This window comes from Micromonospora avicenniae (assembly GCF_900156065.1).
Lineage (GTDB): Bacteria > Actinomycetota > Actinomycetes > Mycobacteriales > Micromonosporaceae > Micromonospora > Micromonospora avicenniae.
The window spans coordinates 161,783-185,895 of record NZ_FTNF01000001.1 but is presented as its reverse complement, the minus strand read 5'-3'; the positions used below and the strand labels follow the sequence as shown (position 1 = coordinate 185,895).

The following is a 24,113-nucleotide window of genomic DNA, read 5'->3' as shown; positions in this document are numbered from 1 at the left end:
TCTCAGAGCCGCAGCCTGGCGGCTCGGTCGAAGGTGTCCGCCGGGTCCTCGCCCTCGGTGAGGTCGAGGTCCTCGACCACGCTGCCGTCGCCGAGCCGTACCAGCCGGTCGCAGCGGGCGGCGATGGCCCGCTCGTGGGTGGCGAGCACGATCGTCATGCCGTGCCGGTCGCGCAGGCCGAGCAGCAGGTCGAGGATCTGTGCGCCGGTGGTCGAGTCGAGGTTGCCGGTGGGTTCGTCGGCGAGGAGCAGGCCGGGACCGCCCATCAGCGCGCGGGCGATGGCGACCCGCTGCTGCTGGCCGCCGGAGAGCTGTGCCGGCAGGGCCCGTTCCCGTCCGGCCAGGCCGACGGCCTCGATCAGCTCCCGGGCCTGGGTCAGGTGGTCGGTGCGAGCGCGGCGGGGCAGCACGGGGGCGAGCACGTTGTCCAGGACGGTGAGCGCGGGCAGCAGGTGGTAGCGCTGGAAGACGAAGCCCACCCGCTGCCGGTAACGCGCCAGGCCCGCTCGGCGCAGACCGCTGATCTCCACCCCGTCGACGGTGATGGTCCCCTCGTCGGGCTGCTCGATCGCGCCGACCAGATGCAGCAGCGTCGACTTGCCCGACCCGCTGGGCCCGGTCAGTGCCACCACCGAACCCGCCGCGATCGTCAACGAGACGTCGTCGACCGCGGTGATCTGCTCCGCCCCGCTGCCGAACCGCCGCGACAGGTGCTCCACCGAGACCGTGCTGCCGGTGTGCTCGCTCATCGTCTACTCCTCTGCCAGTAGCCGCGCCGTCCGCAGGCGACGCAACAGGATGGTGGGCACCAGGGCGGCGACGGTCGTCACCAGTACTCCGGCCATCGCGACAAGCGTCGCGACCAGGACCAGCTCGGCGGGCAGGGTGCCGATCATCCAGGCCGCCCCGCCCAGCCCCACGGCCGCCCCGGTCACCGCGCCCGTGACGCCCAGCGCCAGCCCCTCGTAGCCGACCAGCCGGGCGAGCGCGGCGTCGGTCCAACCGACCGCACGTAGCGTGGCCAGTTCGGCGGCCCGGTCGCGGATGTTGAGGTAGAGCACGTCCGCCACCGCGGCGGCCCCGAGCAGCACGGTCGCAGCGGCTGCGGCCATGTCCGCGTCGCGCACCCGCAGCGACACCACGTCGCCGAGCAGGCTGCCGACGATGGTGCCCCGGAAGGCGGTCGCGGCGGCGCCGACCAGCGTCAGCGCGGCCACCCCGATCGCCAGGGCACCGACGCCGAGGAGCGTGCGTCCCGGGGTGCGGAGCAGGTTGGTCACGGCGAGGCCGACCAGGGTCCGCGGGCGGCGTACCCAGCGGACGCCGGCCACCACCGGGCGCAGTGCGCCGCCCGGGTGGGCGCGTGCGGCCCGCAGCGCCGGCACCGCGCCCGCCGCCAGCGCGAGCAGCAGGGCCACCGGTACGGCCAGCATGGCCCGCCGCCAGTCCACGTCGATGCCGAGCGCCATGCCGACCGGCACCGCGAGGGCCAGCGAGAGTACGCCCGCCGCGAGCCCGAGCACGGCGACCTCGCCGAGGATCAGCGCCCCGATCCGGCGTACCGGCCAGCCGAGGCAGGCGAGCACCGCGAGTTCCGGTCTGCGGTCCCGGACGGCGGCGCTCACCGCGTTGCCGAGGAACAACGCACAGACCACCAGTACGAGGAAGAAGAGCACCACGCTCTTACGGTCCACCGCCTGCGTGATGATCGACGCCACGCCGAGCGCCGACCAGTGCTCGGTCAGCCGCAGGGCGGGCCGCCCGAAGGAGCCGGCGGGCAGTTCCACGGTCTGGGGCGCCGGCGACGAGCCGAGCGTGATGTCGACGTCCAGCCCGGTACGGGCGGCGATCTGCTCGGCGACCAGCCGGACGCGCTCGGCCGAGCGATCGCTGTAGCCGTCAACGTCGGCGACCCGTATGCGGATGGCGCTGATCGGCGTCTTGATCTGCGGTGCGCCGCCGCGCTCCAGGAGCTTCGGCACGCTGTCGAGGGTGGTGAGCAGCAGCGGGGGCGCCGACAGGTACCCGGCCGGGTTGCCGCTCGGCTCCAGCGGCTGCCCGCCCAGCGCGGCCCGGCTCCGGTCGTCGGCGCCCACCGCCACCGGCGGCTCGTACGTCTCCAGCGGCACCTGGCCGAGGTCGCTGAACCCGGTCAGCCTGCCCGGGTCGAAGACACCGACGGCTCGCCAGGTGCGCCACGGACGGTCGTAGCCCTCGACCAACGGCAGCGGCCGCACGTCCCGGAATCCGACATCGTCGGCGAGCCAGGGGCGGGGCCACGGGTTGAAGGCGCCCGTCCCGCCGTACACCTCGGGCGCGCCGGCCGGTTGCGGGCGTGCCCGCAAGGTCCCGTCGGGCAGCCGGTCGTACTGCACGTCGGCCGACTGCACGATCCGCTGCAACTGCCCGATACAGCATCCGAACTGGGCGATCCCCTTGTCGAGCAGGGCTCGATATCCGGTGGCTACGTCGTACCGGCCGGCTCCGGCCGGCGTCCCGCCGACCCGGCCCAGCGTCTTCTCCAGGTCGGCTCCCGGTACGCCGGCCGGGCTGACCCCCGCGAGCCGGGTGAACCGGGCGGTCAGCGACTCGTCGATGAACGGGCGGCTGGTCACGAGCACCGGGACCTCGTACCCGGGAACCTTGGGGTCGGGGGTCACCTTGACCGTGTCCCCGGGATGGAGGGCGCGTCCTGCCACCACCGCGTCGGCGAGGCCGATGAGCCGATGCTCGGCCGCCGGGTCCACCGCCGCGAGCAGGAGCGGCACCGTCAGCTGGTACGCCACGACGAGCCGGTCGGCGGTCGAGGGGTCGGGGTAGTTGTTCGAGTCGGTCACCAGCGCGGTCAGGCCTTCGAACCGGCCGTCCGGCAGCAGGCGGATGGCGTCCACCGACCAGTGGTCGCGCTCCGAGTAGGTGCCCACCGCCCCCAACACTCCTTCTCCGGGGTTGCAGATGGCAACGGTGCGCCCGCCGGGCAGCACCTCCCGTGCGGCGGGGCCGCGACACTCCGGCGGTACGGGGTACGAGTGACCGTCGGAGTACCGCACCGAATCGGAGGTGGTCGGCACGTCCTGCCGCGGGTAGATGAGCGGGTGTTTGGTCACGTAGACGTACCGGGGCTTGCCGGGTGCGGAGGAGAGGCCGCGTTCGGCCGCGAAGGCTGGCTCGACCCGGATGACCTGGCGGTCCAACGAACGGTCGACGGCGTCGGTGAGGTCGAGCGGCGTCAAGAGCGGGGTGGTCGAGTAGCCGAGCATCGCGATGGGTGCGGCCACATCGATGCCGGCCACCGCCTTGACCTGCTCGTACTGCTCTGTGGTGATGCCTCCGAAGTGGCCGGACAGGTAGTTGGGGCGGACCAGCCCGCGCTCGGCCTCCAGCGGCGTGCGGGTGCCCTTCGGGCGGACCAGGATGTCGTAGGCGGCCTTGGTGTCGCGTTCCACCGTGCCGATCACATCCAGGCGGGAGGTGGTGGTGGCGCCGGTCAGGACCACGAACCCGGTGGTCGCCACCAGCACGCCGACCAGCAGCGCCACCGACCGTCCCGCACGGCCACGAAGCTGCCTCCAGATGAGCCTGAGCATTTCGCGCCTCCCCGTTGTGCTGTCCATCACTCTGCGCGTTACATTGTCACAATGCAAGACCGGAATTGGAGGGGACGATGGCGATCCAGCACGCGGTCCTGGCGATGCTGGCCGACGGGCCCGGCTACGGCTACGAGCTGAAGGGAGAGTTCGAGAGCTCGGTCGGTCCACAGTGGGGCCCGCTGAACATCGGGCACCTCTACCAGATCCTCGACCGGCTGTCTCGGGACGGGCTGGTGGTGGCGCACCGCGAGGAACAGCCCACCAAACCGGACCGCGTGGTCTACGAGATCACCGACGACGGGCGCGCCGAACTGGACCGCTGGCTCGGCGAGCCGAGCCCGCGCAGCGGCGGCTTCCGGGACGACTTCTTCCTGAAGGTGACCGCCGCCGCCCGCTCGGGGGCCACGCAAACCGTACGGACGGTCCTCGGCAACCAGCGCGCGCACCTGCTGCGGGAGCTGCGCAACCTCGACGGCCTGCGGCGAAAGGCCGACGACCCGGTGGTCGGGTTGCTGCTCGCCGCCGCCTGCCGGCACGTGGAGGCGGATCTCGCGTTCATCGACGACGCGGAGTCGGTGCTGCTCGCAGACGGCGGTTCGGCGCTCGCCACGATGGCCGCGGCCCGTCCGGCGAAGCCGTCCGAGGAGGGGTCGGGCCCGACCCGGATCGCCGGGTGAGCCGCCGGCGCGGGCGGAGATCCTGCTCCGGCGGCCTGGGCCCGACCCGCCCGGCGGAAACCCGGACTCTTGCGCCTTGCCGGGCGTCCGGCGGATGCGCGGCCCGGGCGAACGGGGCGCCCGGAGGTCAGCTCGCGGCGAGTCGACGCAGGCGGGTGACCGCCTCGCTCAACACCTCGGGCCGCTTGCAGAAGGCGAAGCGGACCAGTCGCCGCCCCGCCTCGGCGTCGTCGTAGAAGACCTGGGTAGGCACCGCGACCACGCCGCAGCGCTGCGGTAGCGAACGGCAGAACTCGACCCCGTCGCCGCCGCCGAGGGGCGTGACGTCGGCGGTGACGAAGTACGTGCCCTCCGTGGCGAGCACGTCGAACCCGGCGTCGTTCAGGCCCTCGACCAGTTGGTCCCGCCGAGCCTGCAACCCGGCCCGGAAGCCGGCGAAGTACTCGTCGGGCAGGCCGAGCGCCACCGCCACCGCCGGTTGCAGCGGCGCCGCGTTGACGAAGGTGAGGAACTGCTTCACCCGGAGCAGCGCGGACACCAGCCGCGCCGGCCCGCTCGCCCAACCAACCTTCCAGCCGGTGCAGGAGAACGTCTTGCCGGCCGAGGAGATGCGCAGGGTGCGTTCGCGCATGCCGGGCAGCGTGGCGAGGGGGACGTGCGGGGCGGACGCGTCGGTGAAGACCAGGTGCTCGTACACCTCGTCGGTCACCGCGTACGCGTCGTGCCCCTGGCACAGCTCGGCGATCAGGGCCAACTCGGCCGGGGTGAAGACCTTGCCGGTCGGGTTGTGCGGCGAGTTCAGCAGCACCAGGCGGGTACGCGGCCCGAACGCCGCACGCAGCGCGTCCGGGTCGAAGGCGTACCGGCCACCGCTGGCCGGACGCAACGTGACCGGGCGGCGGACCGCGCCGGCCAGGGCGATGGCGGCGGCGTACGAGTCGTAGTACGGCTCGAAGCACACCACCTCGTCGCCCGGCTCGCAGAGGGCGAGGATCGCGGCGGCGACCGCCTCGGTGGCGCCTGCCGTCACCACGACCTCGCCGTCCGGGTCGTACTCCAATCCCCAGAACCGGCGCTGGTGCGCCGCCACTGCCGCGCGCAGGGCGGGGATGCCCGGACCCGGCGGGTACTGGTTCTGCCCGGAGCGCAGCGCCTCGGCGGCGGCGGCCAACATCTCGGGCGGGCCGTCGGTGTCCGGGAAACCCTGGCCCAGGTTCACCGCGCCGGTGCGGACGGCGAGTGCGGACATCTCGGCGAAGATGGTGGTGCCGAACTGCCGCATCCGGGCCACCAGCGGATCGACATCGGCGGTCGTCGTCACACCCGTCAGCCTACGACCCGCCGCCGCCGGTACAACCGGCCGCTCAGCCGGAGCAGCTCGCCCGCCAGCCCGTGGCGCCGATCTTCTCCGTCACCGGGGCGCCACCGTCGACGCGCACCGAGCATCTGAGCGTATCCCCGCTGCCGGCCGTCTTGTTGGCCTGCAGCATCACCTGGTCACGGCGATCGGCGCGGATGCTTCTCTTCCATGGCAACGGCACCCTGTCCAGCCAGACGTGCATACCGTTCGCGTCGTTGTACAGGATGTCGGCCCGCCCTTTGCCAGTCACCTCGTAGACCACGGAGATCCGACCGGGCCCATTGGACGGGGTGGTGGCGGGACTGGGCGTCGGCGCCGAGGTGGCCTCGGCGGCCTGGCCGTCTTCGCCCCCGCCGTCGTCACCGCCGTCTTCGTCCCAGCCGTCGTCCCCGCCGTCCTGCGACAGGTCGTCGGCGATCGGGCCAGCCTCAACCTGGTCGCCGGGGTGGTCGAGCAGGCGCGAGCCGAGGGTGACCCCGCCACCGAGGAGGAGCGCCGTGACGAGGATCGCGCCGACCATCCGCCGGGTCCGCCGGCCGCCGGCCGCACGGTCGGGCCGCCGCCCGTCGCCGGTGGTCGGGTCCGCGTGGCCGGCGTGGACCTCGGGGGTCGGCGCCGACGTGGCGTCGGCCGCCGGGAACGGCGGATGGGCCGGAGCGGTCGGAAGCCAGAGGTCCGCCGGCGCGGCGGGTTGCCGGGCCGGCGGTGGATCGAGTGGCGCCCAGGGTCCGGGGTCCGGTTGCGGAACGCGTGGCGACGGATCGGAGGGCGGTGGCCCGTCGGACATGGCTTCTCCAGTTCGCGTCGGTGACCAGCCGTCGGTCGGGCCCGCCAGCCTACGGGCGATCCGGCCGTTCGGTTCCGGGCGGGCGGGGTTTGCGAGGTGTCCGTGTCTACCCGTCCCAGCGTCCGTGCCCGGCCTGGCGAGGTCGGGAGGAGACACCGCGGACATCCGGTCCGCTCCGGGCACGGATGCGGCGCGGGCCGCGCACGAAGGGCCGCTGCCCGGTCAGGTAGTGGCCCGTCCGCCGGTTGCGGCCCTCGATGTACGGGTAGGCGGGGGCGGTGAACGTTCGTGTCGCGGCACGTCCGGGCAGCCAGTCAGCCCGGTCGTCGTCTCGGCTCGACTGTTCGCTCAAGTTCAGTGTTCGATAACCGGGCTTTCGCGCACGCGCGATGAGCGAAACTGGGTTAGGCTGCGGACCATGTGTGGAATCGTGGGTTACGCCGGCGCGCGGCCGGCGCTCGGCATCGTGCTCGACGGGCTGCGGCGGCTGGAGTACCGCGGCTACGACTCGGCAGGCGTCGCCGTCGTGTGCGACGGGGAGCTGCTGACGGAGAAGAAGGCCGGCAAGCTGGCCAACCTGGAGAAGGTGCTCTCCGAGCGCGCCGCCGAAGATCCCACGTCCTGCGCGGCCAGCCCGATCGGCATCGGTGACGGCACCACCGCCATCGGGCACACCCGCTGGGCCACCCACGGCGGTCCCACCGACCGCAACGCGCACCCGCACGTAGCTCCGGACGGCCGGGTCGCCGTGATCCACAACGGCATCATCGAGAACTTCGCGAAGCTCCGCGCCGAGCTGGAGGCCGACGGCGTCCAGTTCCACAGCGACACCGACACCGAGTGTGCGGCCCACCTGCTCGCCGCCGCCCTGGCCGATCTCCGCGCGGCCGGTCACGCGAACGGTCCGCAGCTGCTCGCCGCCGCCATGCGGGTGGTCTGCCAGCGGCTGGAGGGCGCGTTCACCCTGCTCGCCGTCGACGCGGGCGTACCCGGCGCCGTGGTCGGGGCGCGGCGCAACTCCCCGCTGGTGGTGGGCCGGGGCCAGGGGGAGAACTACCTCGCCTCCGACGTCGCCGCGTTCATCGAGCACACCCGTGACGCGGTTGAACTGGGTCAGGACCAGATCGTCCTGATCACGGGCGACACGATCGAGATCACCGACTTCGACGGCCAGCCCGCGGCCGGCAAGGACTTCCACATCGACTGGGACTCGTCGGCCGCCGAGAAGGGTGGCTACGACTGGTTCATGCTCAAGGAGATCGAGGAGCAGCCCCAGGCGGTCGCCGACACCCTGCTCGGCCGGCTCACCGAGTCCGGCGAGATCGCGCTGGACGAGGTCCGCCTCAGCGACCAGGATCTGCGGGACGTCGACAAGATCTTCATCGTGGCCTGCGGCACCTCGTACCACGCCGGCCTGGTCGCCAAGTACGCCATCGAGCACTGGACCCGGATCCCCTGCGAGGTGGAGCTGGCCAGCGAGTTCCGCTACCGCGACCCGGTGCTCGACCGGTCCACGCTGATCGTCGTGATCTCGCAGTCGGGCGAGACGATGGACACGCTGATGGCGCTGCGCCACGCCAAGGAGCAGAAGGCCCGCGTGCTGGCGATCTGCAACACCAACGGTTCGACCATTCCGCGCGAGTCCGACGCGGTGCTCTACACCCACGGCGGGCCGGAGATCGCCGTCGCCTCCACCAAGGCGTTCCTCACCCAGGTCGTCGCCTGCTACCTGATCGGCCTGCACCTGGCCCAGGTGCGCGGCATCAAGTTCGCCGACGAGGTCGCAGCGGTGGTCGCCCAGCTCCAGGACGTCCCGGCCAAGCTGCGTGAGCTGCTCGAACGCATCGAGCCGGTGCGCGAGCTGGCCCGCGACCTGAAGTCCGAGCCGACCATCCTCTTCATCGGCCGCCACGTCGGCTACCCGGTCGCCCTGGAGGGTGCGCTCAAGCTCAAGGAGCTGGCTTACATGCACGCCGAGGGCTTCGCCGCCGGTGAGCTGAAGCACGGACCGATCTCGCTCATCGACAAGGGCACCCCGGTGGTCTGCGTGGTGCCGTCACCGGCCGGCCGGGGTGTGCTGCACGACAAGGTCGTCTCCAACATCCAGGAGGTACGCGCCCGAGGCGCCCGGACCATCGTGATCGCGGAGGAGGGGGACGAGGCGGTCGTCCGCTACGCAGATCACCTGATCTACGTGCCGCGTACGCCCACCCTGCTCTCTCCGCTGGTCACCACCGTGCCACTGCAGGTGCTCGCGGCCGAGATCGCCGCCGCCCGTGGACACGACGTCGACCAGCCGCGCAACCTCGCGAAGTCGGTCACCGTCGAGTAGCCCCGACGACCCGTCCGGCCCCGGCCGCCACGACCGGCGACCGGGGCTCGGTCTTCTCCGGCGGCCTGGGCCACGGCATCCGACCGCGGCCCAGCCCCGGCCGTTCTGGCCAGCCGTGGCCCGCTCCGGCCGTCCTGGCAGGGGGTCGCGTCCCCGCCCGGCCCCGCGCCTCCATGTCCACACCGGCCCTGCGGGCCCGTGTCCGGCCGGTCCGCGCCCAGCGCCCGCCCGTCCGGCCCCGGGCCCGGCCGTCAGCGGCCGAGCACGATGCGGGCCATGCCGTCCAGCGCCGGATTGTCCGCGTCCCAGTAGCCGGTGTGGCCGTGCCGACCGCTGGGGAAGACCCGCCCACCGAAGCCGGGCGTGGCCGGGTCCCGGCCGAACCACAGCTCGTGCCCGCTGTGCGCCGGCCACCCGAGTGCAGCGGCCAACGGCGACGCGTTGAAAAGGGTGCGCCGGGCCAGTTCGTCCGGCGAGCGGGCCAGCCGGATCACGTCGTCCGAGGCGCTGCTCGCCCAGACCTCATCGGGCGGTACGCGCAGCTCGGCGGCATGCTCCACGCCCACTCCCGGTGAGCCGACGAAGACGAGAGCGTCGGCGGCCAGACCATGCTCCCGGGCGGCCGTGCCCACCACGAGGGACCCATAGCTGTGCCCGAGCACGGTCTGCCGGGCAGGTGGGCCCTCGTGGGTGGTCCGCAGCCCCTCCTGGAAACGGTGCAACGCCGGGCCGGCGTCCCGGGCCTGGCCGGCCGTGACCGCCTCGTGCAGGAAATCCGGGGCGTCGTAGTCCAACCAGAGCACGGCCGCGCTCCGCTCGCCCGGGGCCAGCTCGGCGCAGCGGCCCAGCACCCGCCCCGCCCGGCCGAGCTCGCCGGGTGCGTCGTCGAGACCGGCGGTCATCCCCGGCACGTACGTCAGCACCCGGTCGGAATGGTCCGGGTCGCCGAGCGCGACGACCACCCGCCCTTCACCGGCCGGATCCAGCCCGAGCAGGTACGCGCGTGGCCCCGCCGCCCCGGTCAGCCGGTCGGTGAGCGAATCCAGGCCGGCCAGCCGACCGGCGAGCCAGTGCGACCGGACCGCCTCGACCGGGGCCGGTGGCATCCGGGCCAGCAGCTGCTCCCGCTGCGCGAGCAGCTCCGCGCGATGAACGCCGAGGAGCAGCCGGTTGGCCTGGTCACGGGCGGTCACCGGCACCCCGTCCAGCCGGCCGACCAGCGCCGCCTCATGCGCCACCAGCCAGCGCCGTTGGGCCGGCGTCAGCTCCGCCCACCACGCGCGTACGAGAGCCGGGTCGGCGTACGGCCCGGGCCGCCCTGGTGGGGGCGGCTCCTGCCAGCCCGCCGAGGCGGCCGCCGCGAGCTCGGCCAGCTTCGCCGCGGTCGCCCGGTCGGCGGCCCCGGCCACGTCGAGCGCCGTCCGCAGCGCCGCTGCCACCCGGGCTGCGGCCGGGCCGTCCCGCTCGCTCGGCCGCGACCGGGCCGGATCCGCGCCCACCCGCCCGTCCCGATCGACGGCCAGCCCGGCGGCGTCCGCCAGGGCCACCGCAGCGGCCAACTGCCCCTTGGCGGCTGAGATCCGTGCCGCGAACTCGGCGAGCGCCTGGTCGGCCTCGACCAGAGCGGGCCGTACCGAGGCCAGGTCGGTGCCGATCCCGCTCATCCGGGCGTTGGCTGCCGTCGCCGCCGCGCCGGACCACCCCGCAGCCATCGCCGTGCCCCGCCCACCCAGCTCCGCCGCACGGCGATCGACCAGCGCCGTCAGCCCGGCCCACCCCGCACCGGCGGCACGCCACGCGCCCGGGTCGGCTCTCCACAACTGGGCGTATCCGACGGTGGTCATCGAGGCACCGTGGCGAGCCGGCGGGCCGCCCGGTCATCGACGGCGTGGTAGGCGTCGACGGAGGCTCGGACCGATCCGGCCGTCTCGGCCACCCGGCCGCCGAGCCGACCGAACCAGCCGTGCACCGCCGTCTCCAGCGCGCCCAGCGCGGCGGCCGTCGACCAGCCAGGAGCAGTCACGGTCAGCCCTGGCGTGCCGGCCAGCCCGTGCGCCAGCCGGTACGCGTTGTCCGCCAGTGCCCGGGCCGTCTCGCGCAGCACCTCCGGCCGGACCGTGAACGGCTCATCGGCCATCCCCGCACCCCCCCTGCATGGATCGACATCGACAGCACGACGCTAGGCGCCTGAAGCGTTCGCCGGGTGGCCTGTGGACGGCGTGCGGTGGGCGTACGCCCGGGTCGTCCACAGGCGTTGCCCGACGGGTGGTCAGCGGCTAATGTGCGCGGCCCCCGCGCCGGTAGGGTGAACTGGTGATCGTCGCTGTCGGCATCGACGTCGTGCTGGTCGACCGGTTCGCCCGGGCGCTGGAGCGGACGCCGCTGCTCGCCGAGCGGCTCTTCACCGAGGCCGAGCGGTACACCCGCTCGGGTGGTCCGCGCTTGCCCGAGTCCCTCGCCGCGCGGTTCGCGGCGAAGGAGGCGGTGGCCAAGGCGCTCGGCGCACCGGCCGGCCTGAGCTGGCACGACTGCGAGATCGTGCCGGATCCGGACGGCCGACCCTGGCTGACCGTCTCCGGCACGGTGGCCGCGGCGGCGGTCGAGCGCGGAATCAGTCGCTGGCACCTCTCGCTGTCCCACGACGGCGGGATCGCGTCGGCGATGGTGGTCGCGGAACGCTGAGATCGGCCGGGCCGCGGGGCGGCCCGGGACGTGGGACGGGAGCGGTGCCATGAGACCGGTGTGGCGGGTGGCGGACGTACGCGCGGCGGAGGCCGGCCTGATGGCCACGCTTCCGCCCGGAACGCTCATGCAGCGCGCGGCCGCCGGGCTGGCCCGGCGGTGCGCGCTGATCCTCACCGACCGGGGCGGTGTCTACGGCGCCCGGGTGTTGCTGCTGGTCGGTTCGGGGGACAACGGCGGCGACGCGCTCTTCGCCGGCGCCCACCTGGCCCGCCGCGGCGCGGCCGTGTCGGCCCTGCTGCTCACTCCTGGCCGGGCGCACGCCGAAGGGCTCGCCGCGCTGCGCGCGGCGGGCGGGCGGATCGTCGACCGGCCGCCGGCCGTGCTCGACCTGGTACTGGACGGCATAGTCGGCATCGGCGGCACCGGCGGCCTTCGGGAGACCGCCGAGCAGTTGGCCGCCAGCCTGGCCGGCTGCTGCGGGCGCGACGGGGTACGAGCCACCGTGGTGGCCGTCGACGTGCCCAGCGGGGTCGCCGTCGACACGGGTGACGTGCCGCTGACCGCCTCCGGTCGGCCGAACGCGGTCCGCGCCGACGTGACGGTGACCTTCGGTGCGCTGAAGACCGCGCTGGTGGTGGGCCCGGCCGCCCCGCTCGCCGGTGAGGTCGAGCTGGTCGACATCGGGCTTGCGCCCTGGCTGCGGGGCACGCCGTCGTTGCGGGTGACCGAGTGGTCGGACATGGTGCGGTGGTGGCCGACGCTCGGCGCGGCCTCGGAGAAGTACACCCGGGGCGTGGTCGGGGTGGCCACCGGCTCGTCGACGTACCCGGGCGCGGCGGTGCTCTCCGTCGGCGGGGCGCTGGCCGGGCCGACCGGCATGGTGCGCTACGCCGGCGGCGCCCGGGCCGAGGTGCTGCACCAGCACCCGTCCGTGATCGCCACCGGGAAGGTCGCCGACGCCGGTCGGGTGCAGGCGTGGGTGTGCGGCTCCGGGCTGGGCACCGGCGAGGACGCCGCCGCCGAGTTGCGCGCCGTGCTCGCCGCGCCGGTGCCGGTGGTGCTCGACGCGGATGCGCTCACCCTGCTCGTCGACGGTTCCCTCGCCGAGAGCCTGCGCAAACGGGACGCCCCGACCGTGGTCACCCCGCACGACCGGGAGTTCGCCCGGCTCTGCGGAGAGGCGCCGGGTGCCGACCGGGTCGGGGCCACGCTGCGGCTCGCCGCCTGGATGAACGCCGTGGTGCTGCTCAAGGGGGACCGGACGGTGATCGGCACCCCCGACGGTCGGGCGTACGTCAACCCGACCGGAACGCCGGTGCTGGCCACCGGCGGCACCGGTGACGTGCTGGCGGGGCTGCTCGGCTCGCTGCTCGCCGGTGGCCTGCCGGCGGAGCGGGCGGCGGCCGCGGCGGCGTACCTGCACGGGCTGGCCGGCCGGGAGGCGGCCCGGGGCGGCCCGGTGACCGCGCCCGACGTGGCCGCCGCGCTCCGCCCGGTGGTCGCCCGGCTGAGCTGATCGTCCCCCGCCGAGTGGACTCGTCCGGCTCGGCCCTTCGTCGGCGCGGATGCCTGAGCAGCCGACACGTTACTGGTCACGCACGTGAGCGTCGGCCCGCGCCGTGATCACTGCGGAAAGTACGCTGGGCGCATGTGGCAGGCCGAGGTACGTGTCGATCTTGACGCGATCCGTGAGAACGTGAGCCGGCTCCGGTCCGGCACCACCGCCGAGGTGATGGCGGTGGTGAAGGCCGACGGGTACGGGCACGGCATGGTTCCGGCCGCCCGAGCGTCGCTGGACGGCGGAGCCTCCTGGCTCGGCGTCTGCACGCTCGACGAGGCGCTCGCGCTGCGGCGGGCCGGGATCACCGCGCCCGTGCTGGCCTGGCTGCTGGCACCCGGGCTGCCGCTGGAGGAGGGGATCGGTGCCGGGGTCGACCTGGCCGTCGCCAGCCTTCCGCAGCTCGACGAGATGATCGAGGCGAGCCGACGCGCCGACCGTCCGGCCCAGCTGCACCTGAAGATCGACACCGGGCTGTCCCGGGGCGGCGCGACCGTCGCGGACTGGCCGGCCCTGCTCGAGGCCGCCGCCAAGGCGCAGAGCGACGGGTTGGTCGAGGTGGTCGGGGTGTGGAGCCACTTCGTCTACGCCGACATGCCGGGCCACCCGACCACCGACCGGCAGTTGGCCGTCTTCCACGAGGGGCTGGCCATGGCCGAGCAGGCGGGGCTGCGCCCCCGCTACCGGCACCTGGCCAACTCGGCGGCCGCCCTGACCCGGCCCGACACCCACTTCGACCTGGTCCGGCCCGGGCTGGCCGTCTACGGTCTCTCCCCGGTGGCGGGGGAGACCTTCGGCCTCCGCCCGGCGATGACCGCCCGCGCCCGGGTGATCCTCGCCAAGCGGGTGCCGGCCGGCACCGGTGTCTCGTACGGGCACACGTACACCACGGACCGGGAGACGAACCTGGCAGTGGTGCCGCTCGGCTACGCCGACGGGGTGCCCCGACACGCCTCCAACTGCGGTCCGGTGCACCTCGCCGGCACGCGGAGAACCATCTCGGGCCGGGTCTGCATGGACCAGTTCGTGCTCGACTGCGGCGACGACGAGGTGGCGGCCGGCGACGTGGTGACCCTGTTCGGCAGCGGCGCCGACGGTGAACCGACCGCCGACGACTGGGCCGAGGCCGTGGACACCATCAACTACGAGATCGTCACCCGGTTCGGTAGCAGCCGGGTACCGCGCGTCTACGACGGCGAGCGGCCGTGAGCGCGAGGAGTGAGCCGGTCCTGCGAGCCCCGCGGTCGCGAACCAGGGTGAAACCGTGAGCGCGAGGAGTGAGCCGGTCCTGCGAGCCCCGCAGTCGCGAACCAGGGTGAAACCGTGAGTCCGTACCGCATTCCTCGGCCACGTAGCGCGGCGGGCCGGGTCGCCGGGGTGGTCGGTGCCGCGGTGGGTGTCGCCGCCGCCGGCCTGGCGGCCGGCGTCGCCACCGAACGTGTCCTGGTCCGCCGGCTCAAGTCCCGCTCGACCGACCCGTACGCCGACGAGCCGTTTGGCCAGCAACCGTACGACGAGGCGTTTCAGTTGGAGCTGCCGGACGGCACCGACATCCACGTCGAGGTCGTCGAGCCGACCCGGCCGAGGCCGCGCCGTCCGACGGTGATCCTGGTGCACGGCTTCTGCCTGGACATGGGGACGTTCTACTTCCAGCGCAAGATGCTCACCGAGCGGGGCGAGCACCGGGTGGTCGCGTACGACCAGCCCGGACATGGCCGCTCCGGCAGGCTGGAGACCGGCGAGTACGACCTCGCCGTGCTCGGCCGCACCCTCCGCCGGGTGATCGACAGGACCGCCCCGGAGGGGCCGCTGGTGCTTGTCGGTCACTCGATGGGCGGGATGACCATCATGGCCTTCGCCGAACTGTTCCCGGAGATGTTCGGTGACCGGGTCGTGGGTACCGTGCTGATGGCCACGTCCGGCGGCCTGCTCGCCGAGACCAAACTGGTGGCGCCGGCGCTGCTCGGCCGGGTCGGCGGGCCGGTGCTCTACATGATGAGCAACGCCACCCGCTACGGCGGCACGGTCATCGACAAGGCCCGCAAGTCGACCTCGAACGTGGCGTGGTTGCTCACCCGCAAGTACGGCTTCGGTGGCCGCGACCCCAGCCCGGCCCTCGTGTCGTACGTGGAGACGATGAACTCGCGTACCTCGGCGGACACGGTCACCCGGTATTTGCGTACGCTGGCCACGCATTCCCGGTACCCGGCGTTGGCCGCGCTGGCCGACACGCCGGTGCTGGTGGTCGTCGGTGACAAGGACATGATCACGCCGGTGACCCACTCGGAGGAGATCGTCCGTCGGCTGCCGCACGCCGAGTTCGTCAAGATCCCCGATAGTGGGCACGTGGTGATGCTGGAGCACGCGGGCGAGGTCAACGCCGCGTTGGCGAGGTTCCTGGAGGAGTGTTGAACAAGGTAGTCGTGAAGCTGCCCACCGTCGCCGACACCCAGGAGTTCGGCCGCCGGTTGGCCGAGGTGCTGCGCGCCGGTGACCTGGTGCTGCTGACCGGTCCGCTGGGCGCCGGTAAGACGGCGCTTACCCAGGGCATCGGCGCCGGTCTCGGGGTACGAGGCGAGATCACCTCGCCGACTTTCGTGATCGCCCGCGTGCACCAGCCGGATCCGGCCCGGGGCGGGCGGGTGGCGCTGGTGCACGCCGACGCGTACCGGCTGGGCGACGCCGCGGACCCGCGCGCCGAGATCGACGACCTGGACCTGGACGCCTCGGTCGACGAGTCGGTGACCGTGGTCGAGTGGGGCGAGGGCATGGTCGAGCAGCTCACCGACGCGCACCTGCGCGTACGTATCGACCGTCGTGACGACGACACCCGGATCGTCGAACTCGAGCCGGTGGGCGGCGACTGGGCGCAGCGCCTCGACGGTCTCGGCTGACCGGGGAGCCGAATCTGCGAGCGTCACCGCAGACATCGGCGGGAGGGGTGTGGCGCTGTCGGGGGCGGCTGGTAGGAAGACTGCGACCGACTGCGAAAGGTTGCCGATGGCTGACGTTCCCACCCTCGACCTGCTGGCGCTGCTGCCGGAGGAGTGGCGTGCCGTGCTCACCCCTCACCTCGACCCGGCCCGCACCGCGGCGCTCGCCGAGTTCGTCGCCAGGGAGTACGCCACCCAGACCGTCTTCCCGCCGCTGGAGGACCTCTTCTCCGCCTACCGGCTCTGCCCGCCGGACGCGTGTCGGGTGCTGATCCTCGGGCAGGACCCGTACCACCGGGCCGGACAGGCCCACGGGCTCAGCTTCAGCGTCCGCGAGGGGGTGACCGTCCCGCCGTCGCTGCGCAACGTCTTCAAGGAGTTCGGTGAGGATCTCGGTGTGCCGAAGCCGCGCAGCGGCAACCTCGCCGGCTGGGCGGCCCAGGGTGTGCTGCTGCTCAACAGTGTGCTGACCGTCCGGCAGGCCACCCCCGGCTCGCACGCCAACCAGGGCTGGGAGGAGTTCACCGACGCCACCATCCGGGCGCTCGACGCGCTCCCCGAGCGGGTGGTCTTCCTGCTCTGGGGCGGCTACGCGCGCAAGAAGGCAGCCCTGGTCGGCAACCCTCAACACGTGGTGTTGGAGGCCGGCCACCCCAGCCCGATGAACCCGCGCGGCTTCCTCGGCAGCCGACCGTTCAGCGCGGCCAACAAGGCTCTCGCCGACGCCGGCCGCCCCACCATCGACTGGGAGCGGTCCGCCGGCTGACGATTCGTCCCGATCGGTGGACGGTGCCGCTGGTGGCGGTCGTCAGGTCCGGCTGGGGTGCCTTTCGCGGTAGCGGCGCAGCAACGTCGCCGTGCGCGGATCGGTCACGTCCAGCTCGACCAGCGGCACCACTCGGTAGCTCCGTCCGCCGTGCCGGACCTCGACGGTGGCGGGCAACTCGTCGCACATGACGGCCCGGATCTCGCCGTACCGGGTTCGCCAGCGATGCTCGCCGGGTTCCTCGGGCTCCAGGTGCAGTCCGCCGAACTCGCTCCACCGGGCGTTCCACCGCTGCCCGTACGCAGACTCCAGCCAGCGAGTGAGGCGGGCGGAGTCCCGCCAGCGGATCGCCAGTTCCGGGGCCTCGACCGGTAGCGGTGCCCCCTGCAGCAGCGCGGCGGTCGCCCCGGTGACGACGTTGGGCAGGTCGCCGAGCCGGTCGAGCAGCCGGTCCAGGTTCAGGCGGTCGATCAGCTCGGCCACCGGTCGGGTGGCGAGCTGGGCCAGTTCGGCGTCGAGGTGCGCGTCGAGCGGCTCGACCGCGACCGTGAGCTGCACGTTCATCGCGGCGAGCAGGCTCTCCAGCAGGGGCAGGCCCGGCGTGCGGTCGCCACGTTCGATACGTGCCACGGACGCCTGGCTGACCCCGGCCAGGTCGGCCAGCTGCCGCTGGGTCAGTGCGCGCGACTCGCGTTGCTGCCGCACGGTACGGCCGAGGATCCTCACCAGGCGGGTCGACATGGCGGAAATCGTGAGGCACGACGTCGCCGCAGCGGTACCGCAAAGGCAGCTACCCGACTCGACCCGCTCGAGCGCCTCAACCGGCTCAACCGGCTCAACCGCCTCAACCGGCTCAACCGGCTCTCCGCCGGCCCCGCCGCCGATCGCGGCGCGAGCCGACTGGCCGTCGCCGATCGTGGCCCGAGCCGACTGCCCGCTGCACTCGCCCAGCAGCATGTGTTGCAAGTGAGCCTGATACCTCAGAGGTATAAATATGCCTCTGAGGTATCAGGCTCATGAGTAGTGCCCCCTCGACGACCACGACTCGGTGGCGAAATGCCGACGATCCGGGCGGTGGCAAGGACAAATGGATGGGGCATGTGGAAGCGGGCAGCGCGGTAGCGGCTAGGGCCCCACGACACGAAGCCTCGCCCGGTTCCGCCACTGGGGATGCGGCAGCGGGCGGCGCGGCGCCGGGGGACATCGGCAGCGGGCTGCGCGGTTGTGGGGGACCGGCAGTGGGTCGCGAGGCGGCCAGCGACGGCGCGTTTCCGGCAGTGTCCGGCGGGGCGGGGCGTCACCTGGCGTGACGAGGCGGGCGGCTAGGCTTGCATACCGTGCTCGTACTCGTGGTGGACAGCTCGACCCCTGCGGTGACCGCGGCGCTCGTCGAGGTCTCGGCTGACGGCGTCGCGTTGCGGGCGCACCGGTGCACTGTCGATGCCCGGGCGCACGGTGAACTGCTCGCCCCTGAGGTGGACGCCGTCCTCGCCGAGGCGGACGCCCGCCCCGCCGACCTCACGGCGATCGTCGCCGGGCTCGGCCCGGGGCCGTTCACCGGACTGCGGGTGGGTCTGGTCACGGCCGCCACCATGGGCCAGGTGCTCGGCGTCCCCACGTACGGCGTCTGCTCGCTGGACGGCATTGGGCACCCGGCGGCCGCAGGCGAGCCGGTCCTGGCGGTGAGCGACGCGCGCCGCAAGGAGGTCTACTGGGCGATCTACGACGGCGCGGGCCAGCGGATCGTGGGGCCGGAGGTCGACGCTCCCGCAGTGGCCGCCGAGCGGGCCCGTGATCTGGCGGTCACCGTCGCGGTGGGTGACGGTGCGCACCGGTACGGCGATGTCCTGGGGCTGCCCGTCCGCGCCGAGCCCCGCTACCCGGACCCGGTCGCGCTGGCCCGGCTGGCCGGCGAACGGATCCGCGCCGGCGCACCCGGCGAACGGCTCACCCCGCTCTACCTGCGCCGCCCGGACGCCGTGGCGTCGGTCGCCCGCAAGCCGGTCCTGCCATGAGCACGGTCCGGCTCGGCCGGTTCCGCTGGTGGCACATCGACGGGGCGCTACCGATCGAGGCGGACCTGTTCGGCGCCGAGCAGTGGTCGGCGGCGATGTTCTGGAACGAGCTGGCCAACGGGCACTACTACCGGGTTGCCACCGACGACGGCGGTGATCTGCTCGGCTACGCCGGGCTCACCGTGGTACCGCCCGACGAGGCGTGGGTGCAGAACATCGCGGTACGGCGGGACGTCCAGCGCCGGGGGATCGGCCGGCTCCTCCTCGAGGACCTGCTCGCCGAGGCGGCCCGGCTCGGTGCCCGACGCACCCTGCTCGAGGTCGCGGCGGACAACGCCCCGGCCCAGCGGCTCTACGCGATGTACGGCTTCGAGCCGGTCGGCATCCGGCGCGGCTACTACCAATCGAGTAACACGGACGCGCTGGTCATGCAGCGGAACGAGGACTGACCCATGGCTGACGAACCCCTCATCCTCGGCATCGAGACCTCCTGCGACGAGACCGGGGTCGGGATCGTCCGCGGGCACACCCTGCTCGCGGACGCGCTCGCTTCCAGCGTCGAGGAGCACGCCCGGTTCGGCGGTGTGGTGCCCGAGGTGGCGAGCCGGGCCCACCTGGAGGCGATCGTGCCGACGATGGATCGGGCGCTGGCCGAGGCCGGCGTGACCATCGCCGACATCGACGCGATCGCCGTCACCTCCGGTCCGGGGCTGGCCGGCGCGCTACTGGTCGGCGTGGCCGCCGCCAAGGGGTACGCGCTCGCCGCCGAGAAGCCGGTCTACGGGGTGAACCACCTCGCCGCGCACGTGGCCGTCGACACCTTGGAGCACGGACCGCTGCCCGAGCCGGCGGTCGCGCTGCTGGTCTCCGGCGGGCACTCCTCGCTGCTGCTCGTCGACGACCTGGCCCGCGGGGTCACCCCGCTCGGCGCCACCATCGACGACGCGGCCGGCGAGGCGTTCGACAAGGTGGCGCGGCTGCTCGGGCTGCCCTTCCCCGGTGGCCCGCCGATCGACCGGGAAGCCCGTGCCGGCGACCCGGAGTCGATCGGTTTCCCGCGCGGGCTCACCGCCGCCAAGGACCTCGCCGCCCACCGCTACGACTTCTCCTTCTCGGGTTTGAAGACCGCCGTGGCGCGCTGGGTGGAGGCCCGTCAGCGGGCCGGCGAGCCGGTGCCGGTCGCCGACGTGGCGGCTTCCTTCCAGGAGGCGGTCTGCGACGTCCTCACGGCGAAGGCGCTGGACGCCTGCCGCGCCAACGGCATCGACACGCTGGTGATCGGCGGGGGAGTCGCGGCGAACTCGCGGCTGCGGGCGATGGCCGAGCACCGGGCCGAGAAGTACGGCATCCGGGTCCGGGTGCCCCGGCCCCGGCTCTGCACCGACAACGGGGCGATGGTCGCCGCGCTCGGCTCGCACCTGGTCGCCTCCGGGGTGGCACCCAGCCGGCTCGACCTGCCCGCCGACTCGGCCATGCCGCTGACCGTCGTCAGCGTTCCCGGGGGCGCGGAGTGATCGTCCGGATGTGGGAGGCGCGTGCGGAGCCGTACGGCCTCGCCGACCTGATCACCTGGGTCTGCGACACGGCCCTGCCGGAGTTCGAGCACGACCCGCGTCACCTCTCCAGTGAGGTCTTCTCCTCCACCGACCACCGTCTGGTGGTGATCTCGAAGTGGCGCAGCGACCCGAGAGCGCTACCCGACCCACCGCCGATGCTGGTCGCCCGGGCGCCGCACTCGTGGGACTTCACGCAGGTCGATCGCTGATCAGCAGGTGACGAAGACCTCGTCCGCCAGCTGGTAATTGGTTCGCGTGGGCAACCGTCGGACGCCTAGCGTCGACGGGCCATGCGTTTCTCACCGGCCGGCGATCCCGGCGTACCCGATGACCGGTCGGCGACCCGCTACCTGATCTGGTTGGCCGGTCGGCAGAAGTTGATGTTCGGCGCGGGCATCCTGCTCGGCGTGACCTGGATGGTCGCCCAGGCCCTGATGCCGGCCGCCGTGGGCCGGGCCGTCGACGGGTTGAGCCGCCGAGACGACAGCGCGCTGCTCACCTGGGCTTCGGTGCTGCTCGGGCTCGGCGTACTCCAGGCCGTCGCCGGCGTACTGCGCCACCAGTGCGCGGTACGCAACTGGCTGGCCGCCGCCTACCGGACGGTGCAGCTGACCGTGACGGCCGCGAACCGGCTCGGTGCGGCCCTGCCCCGCCGGGTGGCCACCGGCGAGGTGGTGAGCATCGGCACCTCCGACATCAACCAGATCGGGCACGCCGTCGACATCACTGCGCGGGGAACCGGCGCCCTGGTGGCGATCGTGACCGTGGCGGTGATCCTGCTCGACGCGTCGGTGCCGCTCGGGCTGGTCGTGGTGCTCGGCGTGCCGGTGCTGATGGCGGTGGTCGGCCTGCTGATCCGGCCGCTGCACCGGCAGCAGCACGCGTACCGGGACGCCGAGGGGAAGTTGACCACCCGGGCCGGCGACATCGTCTCCGGGCTTCGGGTGCTGCGCGGCGTCGGCGGCGAGCCCGTGCTCTCGGCCCGCTACCAGGCGGAGTCGCAGGCGCTCCGGGCGCACGGCGTACGGGTGGCCCGGGTCGAGTCGCTGCTGGAGGCGGCGCAGGTGCTGCTCCCCGGTGCCTTCCTGGTGCTGGTGACCTGGCTCGCGGCGCGGTTCGCCCTGGACGGCCGGATCAGCCCCGGTCAGCTCGTCGCCTTCTACGGCTACACGGCGTTCCTGGTCAGCCCGCTGCGGCAGCTCACCGAGGCCGTGGACAAGCTGACCCGGGGACACGTGGCGGCCCGCCGGGTGGTCCGGCTGCTCCAGCTCACGCCGGAACTGGTCGACCCGCCCCGACCCGCGACGGTGCCCGACGGCCCGGGGGAACTGGTCGACGTCGAGTCCGGGGTGCGCTTGCCGCCGGGCCGGTTCACCGCGATCGCGGCCACGGTGCCCGAGGACGCGGTCGCGATCGTCGACCGGCTCGGCCGGTACGTCGACTCGGACGCCACGCTGCACGGGGTACCGCTGCGGGAGCTGCCGCTGGCGACCGTGCGGGAGCGGATCCTGGTGGCCGACAACGACGCACAGCTCTTCACCGGCCCGCTCCTGGCGGAACTCGACCCGCACGACCGGGGCGACCGGGCGGCGCTCGACGCGGCGCTCCGGGCGGCGAGCGCCACCGACATCGTCGAGGCGCTGCCCGACGGGCTGGACAGCCGGGTCGCCGAGCGGGGCCGGGAGTTCTCCGGCGGGCAGCAGCAGCGGCTGCGGCTCGCCCGCGCGCTGGTCGCCGCCCCGGAGACCCTGCTGCTGGTCGAACCGACCAGTGCCGTCGACGCGCACACCGAGGCGCGGATAGCCGCCGGGCTCGGCGCCGCCCGGGCCGGCCGGACCACCCTGGTCTGCACCACCAGTCCGCTGCTGCTCGGCCACGCCGACAACGTGATCTTCGTCGAGGACGGCAAGGTCGTCGCCGAGGGCAGCCACGCCCACCTGTACGACAGCGAGCCGCGCTACCGGGCCACGGTCAGCCGGGTGGAGAGCTGATGGCCGCTGCGCTGCCCGTCGCCGACGCGACGCAGGTACGCCGTTACGCGCGTACGTTGGTCCGCCGGCATCCGCGGGCACTCGCCACGGCGCTCGGCCTGCACGCGGTTGCCGCCGCGGCCGGTCTGGTCGCCCCGAGGTTGCTCGGTGACCTCGTCGAGGGCATCTCCCGTGGCACCTCCCGGGTGACGGTGGACCGGATCGCCCTGCTGATCGCCGGGTTCGTCGTGGTGCAGGCGGTGCTGGTCCGCTTCGCCCACCTGGCGTCGGCGCGGCTCGGCGAACAGGTGCTGGCCCGGCTACGTGAGGAGTTCGTCGACCGGGTACTTGCGCTGCCGCTGTCCACCGTGGAACGGGCGGGTACCGGTGACCTGCTGACCCGTACCTCGCGGGACGTCTCCGCGCTGTCCCGGACGGTCCGTCTCGCGGTGCCCGAGACGCTCATCGCGGTCGTCACGGCCGCCTTCATCATCGGTGCGCTGCTGCTGGTCAGCCCGCTGCTCGCGCTGCCCTGCCTGATCGCTGTCCCGGTGCTCTGGGCTGGCACCCGCTGGTACCTGCGCCGGGCACCGGCCGGCTACCTGCGGGAGAACGCCGCCTACTCGGACATCACCGACGGGATCAGCGAGACGGTCGAGGGCTCGCGGACCACGGAGGCGTTGCGCCAGCAGGCCCGGCGCCGGGCTCGCACCAACGCCGACATCGCGCGGTCGTACGCCGCCGAGCGCTACACCCTGTTCCTGCGGACCGTCTTCTTTCCGGTGGCCGAGATCGGTTACGTGGTGCCGGTGGTGGCGACCCTCGTCATCGGTGGTTGGTTCTACCTGAAGGGCTGGGTGAGCCTCGGCCAGGTCACCGCCGCCACGCTCTACGTGCAACAGCTGGTCGATCCGGTGGACCGGCTGCTGTCCTGGCTCGACGAGTTGCAGGTGGGTGGCGCTTCGATGGCCCGGCTGCTGGGCGTGGCCGAGCCGGCGGAGCCCACCACCGGACCGGCGGCAGCGGCCGCGCGGCGAGGCGAGCAGGCCGCCGGGCACGCGTCTGCCGCTGCCGCCTCGACCGGGGCTTCTTCGGCCCGGTTGGGCGCCGTGGCAAGCGGGGTGGCAGGCCCGGCGGAGACCGCCGACGGGAACCGGCGGCTGGTCGCCCGGAACGTGCGGTACGCGTACCGCACGGGGCGGGACGTGCTGCACGGCGTGACCCTGGTGCCCGAACCGGGGGAGAAGTTGGCCGTCGTGGGACCGTCCGGTGCCGGCAAGTCGACCCTCGGCCGGCTGCTGGCCGGGGTGCACACCCCGCACGGCGGCACGGTCACCGTGGCCGGCCGACCGCTGGACACGCTGCCGCTCACCGAGCTGCGCTCGCACGTCGCGCTGGTCACCCAGGAGCATCACGTCTTCATCGGTACGCTCCGCGAGAACGTGGCGATGGTGCGGCCGGCGGCCACCGACGCGGACGTACGGGCGGCGTTGTCGGCGGTCGCCGCGTTGGACTGGGCGCAGGCGCTGCCGGACGGGCTGGACACGCTGGTCGGCTCGGGCGGGCATCCGCTCTCCCCGGCGCAGGCGCAGCAGCTGGCGCTGGCCCGGCTCGTGCTCGCCGACCCGCACACGCTGGTGCTGGACGAGGCGACCTCGTTGATCGATCCGCGGGCCGCCCGGGAGTTGGAACGGTCTCTCGCCGCCGTGCTGGCGGGACGGACGGTGATCGCCATCGCGCACCGGCTCTTCTCTGCGCACGACGCGGACCGGGTAGCCGTGGTCGAGGACGGGCGGATCACCGAGCTCGGCTCGCACGACGAACTGGTCGCCGCCAACGGCTCCTACGCCGCCCTCTGGCACTCCTGGCACGGCACCCCGTAAC

21 protein-coding genes are annotated in these 24,113 nt (G+C 73.5%); 14 read left to right on the top strand and 7 right to left on the bottom strand.

Going from position 1 to position 24,113, the window contains the following annotated elements; genetic code table 11:
- Window positions 1-2: 2 nt before the first annotated feature.
- Window positions 3-749 carry an ABC transporter ATP-binding protein gene (locus BXA10_RS00815; protein WP_076466621.1) on the bottom strand — a complete coding sequence of 249 codons (747 nt, stop codon included), beginning with the start codon at window positions 747-749 and terminating at the stop codon, window positions 3-5.
- 3 nt (window positions 750-752) lie between these two features.
- Complete coding sequence (locus BXA10_RS00810; protein WP_076466620.1) at window positions 753-3,587, bottom strand: FtsX-like permease family protein; 2,835 nt, start codon at window positions 3,585-3,587, stop codon at window positions 753-755.
- A 77-nt stretch (window positions 3,588-3,664) separates the two neighbouring features.
- Between BXA10_RS00810 and BXA10_RS00805 the strand changes: the two genes are divergently transcribed.
- Window positions 3,665-4,267, top strand: a complete 603-nt coding sequence (locus tag BXA10_RS00805; RefSeq protein WP_076466619.1) for a PadR family transcriptional regulator — start codon at window positions 3,665-3,667, stop codon at window positions 4,265-4,267.
- A gap of 127 nt (window positions 4,268-4,394) precedes the next feature.
- On the opposite strand, the gene BXA10_RS00800 is transcribed toward BXA10_RS00805, so the two are convergent.
- Together BXA10_RS00800 and BXA10_RS00795 are read right to left on the bottom strand one after the other, a co-directional pair.
- Complete coding sequence (locus BXA10_RS00800; RefSeq protein WP_076466618.1) at window positions 4,395-5,588, bottom strand: pyridoxal phosphate-dependent aminotransferase; 1,194 nt, start codon at window positions 5,586-5,588, stop codon at window positions 4,395-4,397.
- Between the two features lie 43 nt (window positions 5,589-5,631).
- Complete coding sequence (locus tag BXA10_RS00795) at window positions 5,632-6,147, bottom strand: MmpS family transport accessory protein (RefSeq protein WP_139337856.1); 516 nt, start codon at window positions 6,145-6,147, stop codon at window positions 5,632-5,634.
- Window positions 6,148-6,832: 685 nt separating this feature from the next.
- Here BXA10_RS00795 and glmS point away from each other — a divergent pair.
- On the top strand, window positions 6,833-8,746 hold the full coding sequence (gene glmS / locus BXA10_RS00790; protein WP_076466616.1) for a glutamine--fructose-6-phosphate transaminase (isomerizing): 1,914 nt from the start codon (window positions 6,833-6,835) through the stop codon (window positions 8,744-8,746).
- Window positions 8,747-8,997: 251 nt separating this feature from the next.
- Here glmS and BXA10_RS00785 read toward each other — a convergent pair whose 3' ends face one another.
- Window positions 8,998-10,590 (bottom strand): alpha/beta hydrolase, encoded by a 1,593-nt coding sequence (locus tag BXA10_RS00785; protein ID WP_076466615.1) that lies wholly within the window; start codon window positions 10,588-10,590, stop codon window positions 8,998-9,000.
- On the bottom strand, window positions 10,587-10,883 hold the full coding sequence (locus BXA10_RS00780; protein WP_076466614.1) for a type VII secretion target: 297 nt from the start codon (window positions 10,881-10,883) through the stop codon (window positions 10,587-10,589). The genes BXA10_RS00785 and BXA10_RS00780 overlap by 4 nt, the downstream gene beginning before the upstream one ends.
- 176 nt (window positions 10,884-11,059) lie before the next feature.
- Between BXA10_RS00780 and BXA10_RS00775 the strand changes: the two genes are divergently transcribed.
- The 6 genes from BXA10_RS00775 (at window position 11,060) to ung (ending at window position 16,688) form a co-directional block, all read left to right on the top strand.
- Window positions 11,060-11,428, top strand: a complete 369-nt coding sequence (locus tag BXA10_RS00775) for a holo-ACP synthase (protein ID WP_076466613.1) — start codon at window positions 11,060-11,062, stop codon at window positions 11,426-11,428.
- Between the two features lie 49 nt (window positions 11,429-11,477).
- Window positions 11,478-12,947 carry an NAD(P)H-hydrate dehydratase gene (locus BXA10_RS00770; RefSeq protein ID WP_076466612.1) on the top strand — a complete coding sequence of 490 codons (1,470 nt, stop codon included), beginning with the start codon at window positions 11,478-11,480 and terminating at the stop codon, window positions 12,945-12,947.
- A gap of 132 nt (window positions 12,948-13,079) precedes the next feature.
- On the top strand, window positions 13,080-14,198 hold the full coding sequence (gene alr, locus BXA10_RS00765) for an alanine racemase (protein ID WP_076466611.1): 1,119 nt from the start codon (window positions 13,080-13,082) through the stop codon (window positions 14,196-14,198).
- Between the two features lie 114 nt (window positions 14,199-14,312).
- Window positions 14,313-15,401, top strand: coding sequence for an alpha/beta fold hydrolase (locus BXA10_RS00760; RefSeq protein WP_076466610.1), 1,089 nt, complete (start codon window positions 14,313-14,315; stop codon window positions 15,399-15,401).
- Window positions 15,395-15,883: a tRNA (adenosine(37)-N6)-threonylcarbamoyltransferase complex ATPase subunit type 1 TsaE gene (gene tsaE / locus BXA10_RS00755; protein WP_076466609.1), complete on the top strand. Its 489-nt coding sequence runs from the start codon at window positions 15,395-15,397 to the stop codon at window positions 15,881-15,883. Before BXA10_RS00760 ends, tsaE begins: the two co-directional genes overlap by 7 nt.
- Window positions 15,884-15,989: 106 nt before the next feature.
- Window positions 15,990-16,688 (top strand): uracil-DNA glycosylase, encoded by a 699-nt coding sequence (gene ung, locus BXA10_RS00750; RefSeq protein WP_084752060.1) that lies wholly within the window; start codon window positions 15,990-15,992, stop codon window positions 16,686-16,688.
- A 42-nt stretch (window positions 16,689-16,730) separates the two neighbouring features.
- On the opposite strand, the gene BXA10_RS00745 is transcribed toward ung, so the two are convergent.
- A complete protein-coding gene (locus BXA10_RS00745) occupies window positions 16,731-17,429 on the bottom strand; it encodes a helix-turn-helix domain-containing protein (RefSeq protein WP_076467280.1) in 699 nt (232 codons plus the stop codon).
- A gap of 596 nt (window positions 17,430-18,025) precedes the next feature.
- Between BXA10_RS00745 and tsaB the strand changes: the two genes are divergently transcribed.
- The 6 genes from tsaB to BXA10_RS00715 all read left to right on the top strand — a co-directional run bounded on the left by tsaB (window position 18,026) and on the right by BXA10_RS00715 (window position 24,112).
- Entirely contained in the window at window positions 18,026-18,703 is a 678-nt protein-coding gene (gene tsaB / locus BXA10_RS00740; RefSeq protein WP_076466607.1) for a tRNA (adenosine(37)-N6)-threonylcarbamoyltransferase complex dimerization subunit type 1 TsaB, read from the top strand.
- Window positions 18,700-19,152 (top strand): ribosomal protein S18-alanine N-acetyltransferase, encoded by a 453-nt coding sequence (gene rimI / locus BXA10_RS00735; protein WP_076466606.1) that lies wholly within the window; start codon window positions 18,700-18,702, stop codon window positions 19,150-19,152. Before tsaB ends, rimI begins: the two co-directional genes overlap by 4 nt.
- Before the next feature lie 3 nt (window positions 19,153-19,155).
- Window positions 19,156-20,217 carry a tRNA (adenosine(37)-N6)-threonylcarbamoyltransferase complex transferase subunit TsaD gene (gene tsaD, locus BXA10_RS00730; RefSeq protein ID WP_076466605.1) on the top strand — a complete coding sequence of 354 codons (1,062 nt, stop codon included), beginning with the start codon at window positions 19,156-19,158 and terminating at the stop codon, window positions 20,215-20,217.
- Window positions 20,214-20,468, top strand: coding sequence for a hypothetical protein (locus BXA10_RS00725; protein WP_076466604.1), 255 nt, complete (start codon window positions 20,214-20,216; stop codon window positions 20,466-20,468). The genes tsaD and BXA10_RS00725 overlap by 4 nt, the downstream gene beginning before the upstream one ends.
- An 81-nt stretch (window positions 20,469-20,549) precedes the next feature.
- Entirely contained in the window at window positions 20,550-22,250 is a 1,701-nt protein-coding gene (locus BXA10_RS00720) for an ABC transporter transmembrane domain-containing protein (RefSeq protein WP_076466603.1), read from the top strand.
- Window positions 22,250-24,112, top strand: a complete 1,863-nt coding sequence (locus BXA10_RS00715; RefSeq protein WP_076466602.1) for an ABC transporter ATP-binding protein — start codon at window positions 22,250-22,252, stop codon at window positions 24,110-24,112. The genes BXA10_RS00720 and BXA10_RS00715 overlap by 1 nt, the downstream gene beginning before the upstream one ends.
- The last annotated feature ends 1 nt before the right edge of the window (window position 24,113 follow it).

Coding starts and splice junctions, on each gene's coding strand:
- BXA10_RS00815 (WP_076466621.1), bottom strand. CDS start 749: ATGAGCGAGCACACCGGCAGCACGGTCTCGGTGGAGCACCTGTCGCGG.
- BXA10_RS00810 (WP_076466620.1), bottom strand. CDS start 3,587: ATGCTCAGGCTCATCTGGAGGCAGCTTCGTGGCCGTGCGGGACGGTCG.
- BXA10_RS00805 (WP_076466619.1), top strand. CDS start 3,665: ATGGCGATCCAGCACGCGGTCCTGGCGATGCTGGCCGACGGGCCCGGC.
- BXA10_RS00795 (WP_139337856.1), bottom strand. CDS start 6,147: ATGGTCGGCGCGATCCTCGTCACGGCGCTCCTCCTCGGTGGCGGGGTC.
- glmS (WP_076466616.1), top strand. CDS start 6,833: ATGTGTGGAATCGTGGGTTACGCCGGCGCGCGGCCGGCGCTCGGCATC.
- BXA10_RS00785 (WP_076466615.1), bottom strand. CDS start 10,590: ATGACCACCGTCGGATACGCCCAGTTGTGGAGAGCCGACCCGGGCGCG.
- BXA10_RS00780 (WP_076466614.1), bottom strand. CDS start 10,883: ATGGCCGATGAGCCGTTCACGGTCCGGCCGGAGGTGCTGCGCGAGACG.
- BXA10_RS00770 (WP_076466612.1), top strand. CDS start 11,478: ATGAGACCGGTGTGGCGGGTGGCGGACGTACGCGCGGCGGAGGCCGGC.
- alr (WP_076466611.1), top strand. CDS start 13,080: ATGTGGCAGGCCGAGGTACGTGTCGATCTTGACGCGATCCGTGAGAAC.
- ung (WP_084752060.1), top strand. CDS start 15,990: ATGGCTGACGTTCCCACCCTCGACCTGCTGGCGCTGCTGCCGGAGGAG.
- BXA10_RS00745 (WP_076467280.1), bottom strand. CDS start 17,429: ATGTCGACCCGCCTGGTGAGGATCCTCGGCCGTACCGTGCGGCAGCAA.
- rimI (WP_076466606.1), top strand. CDS start 18,700: ATGAGCACGGTCCGGCTCGGCCGGTTCCGCTGGTGGCACATCGACGGG.
- tsaD (WP_076466605.1), top strand. CDS start 19,156: ATGGCTGACGAACCCCTCATCCTCGGCATCGAGACCTCCTGCGACGAG.
- BXA10_RS00720 (WP_076466603.1), top strand. CDS start 20,550: ATGCGTTTCTCACCGGCCGGCGATCCCGGCGTACCCGATGACCGGTCG.
- BXA10_RS00715 (WP_076466602.1), top strand. CDS start 22,250: ATGGCCGCTGCGCTGCCCGTCGCCGACGCGACGCAGGTACGCCGTTAC.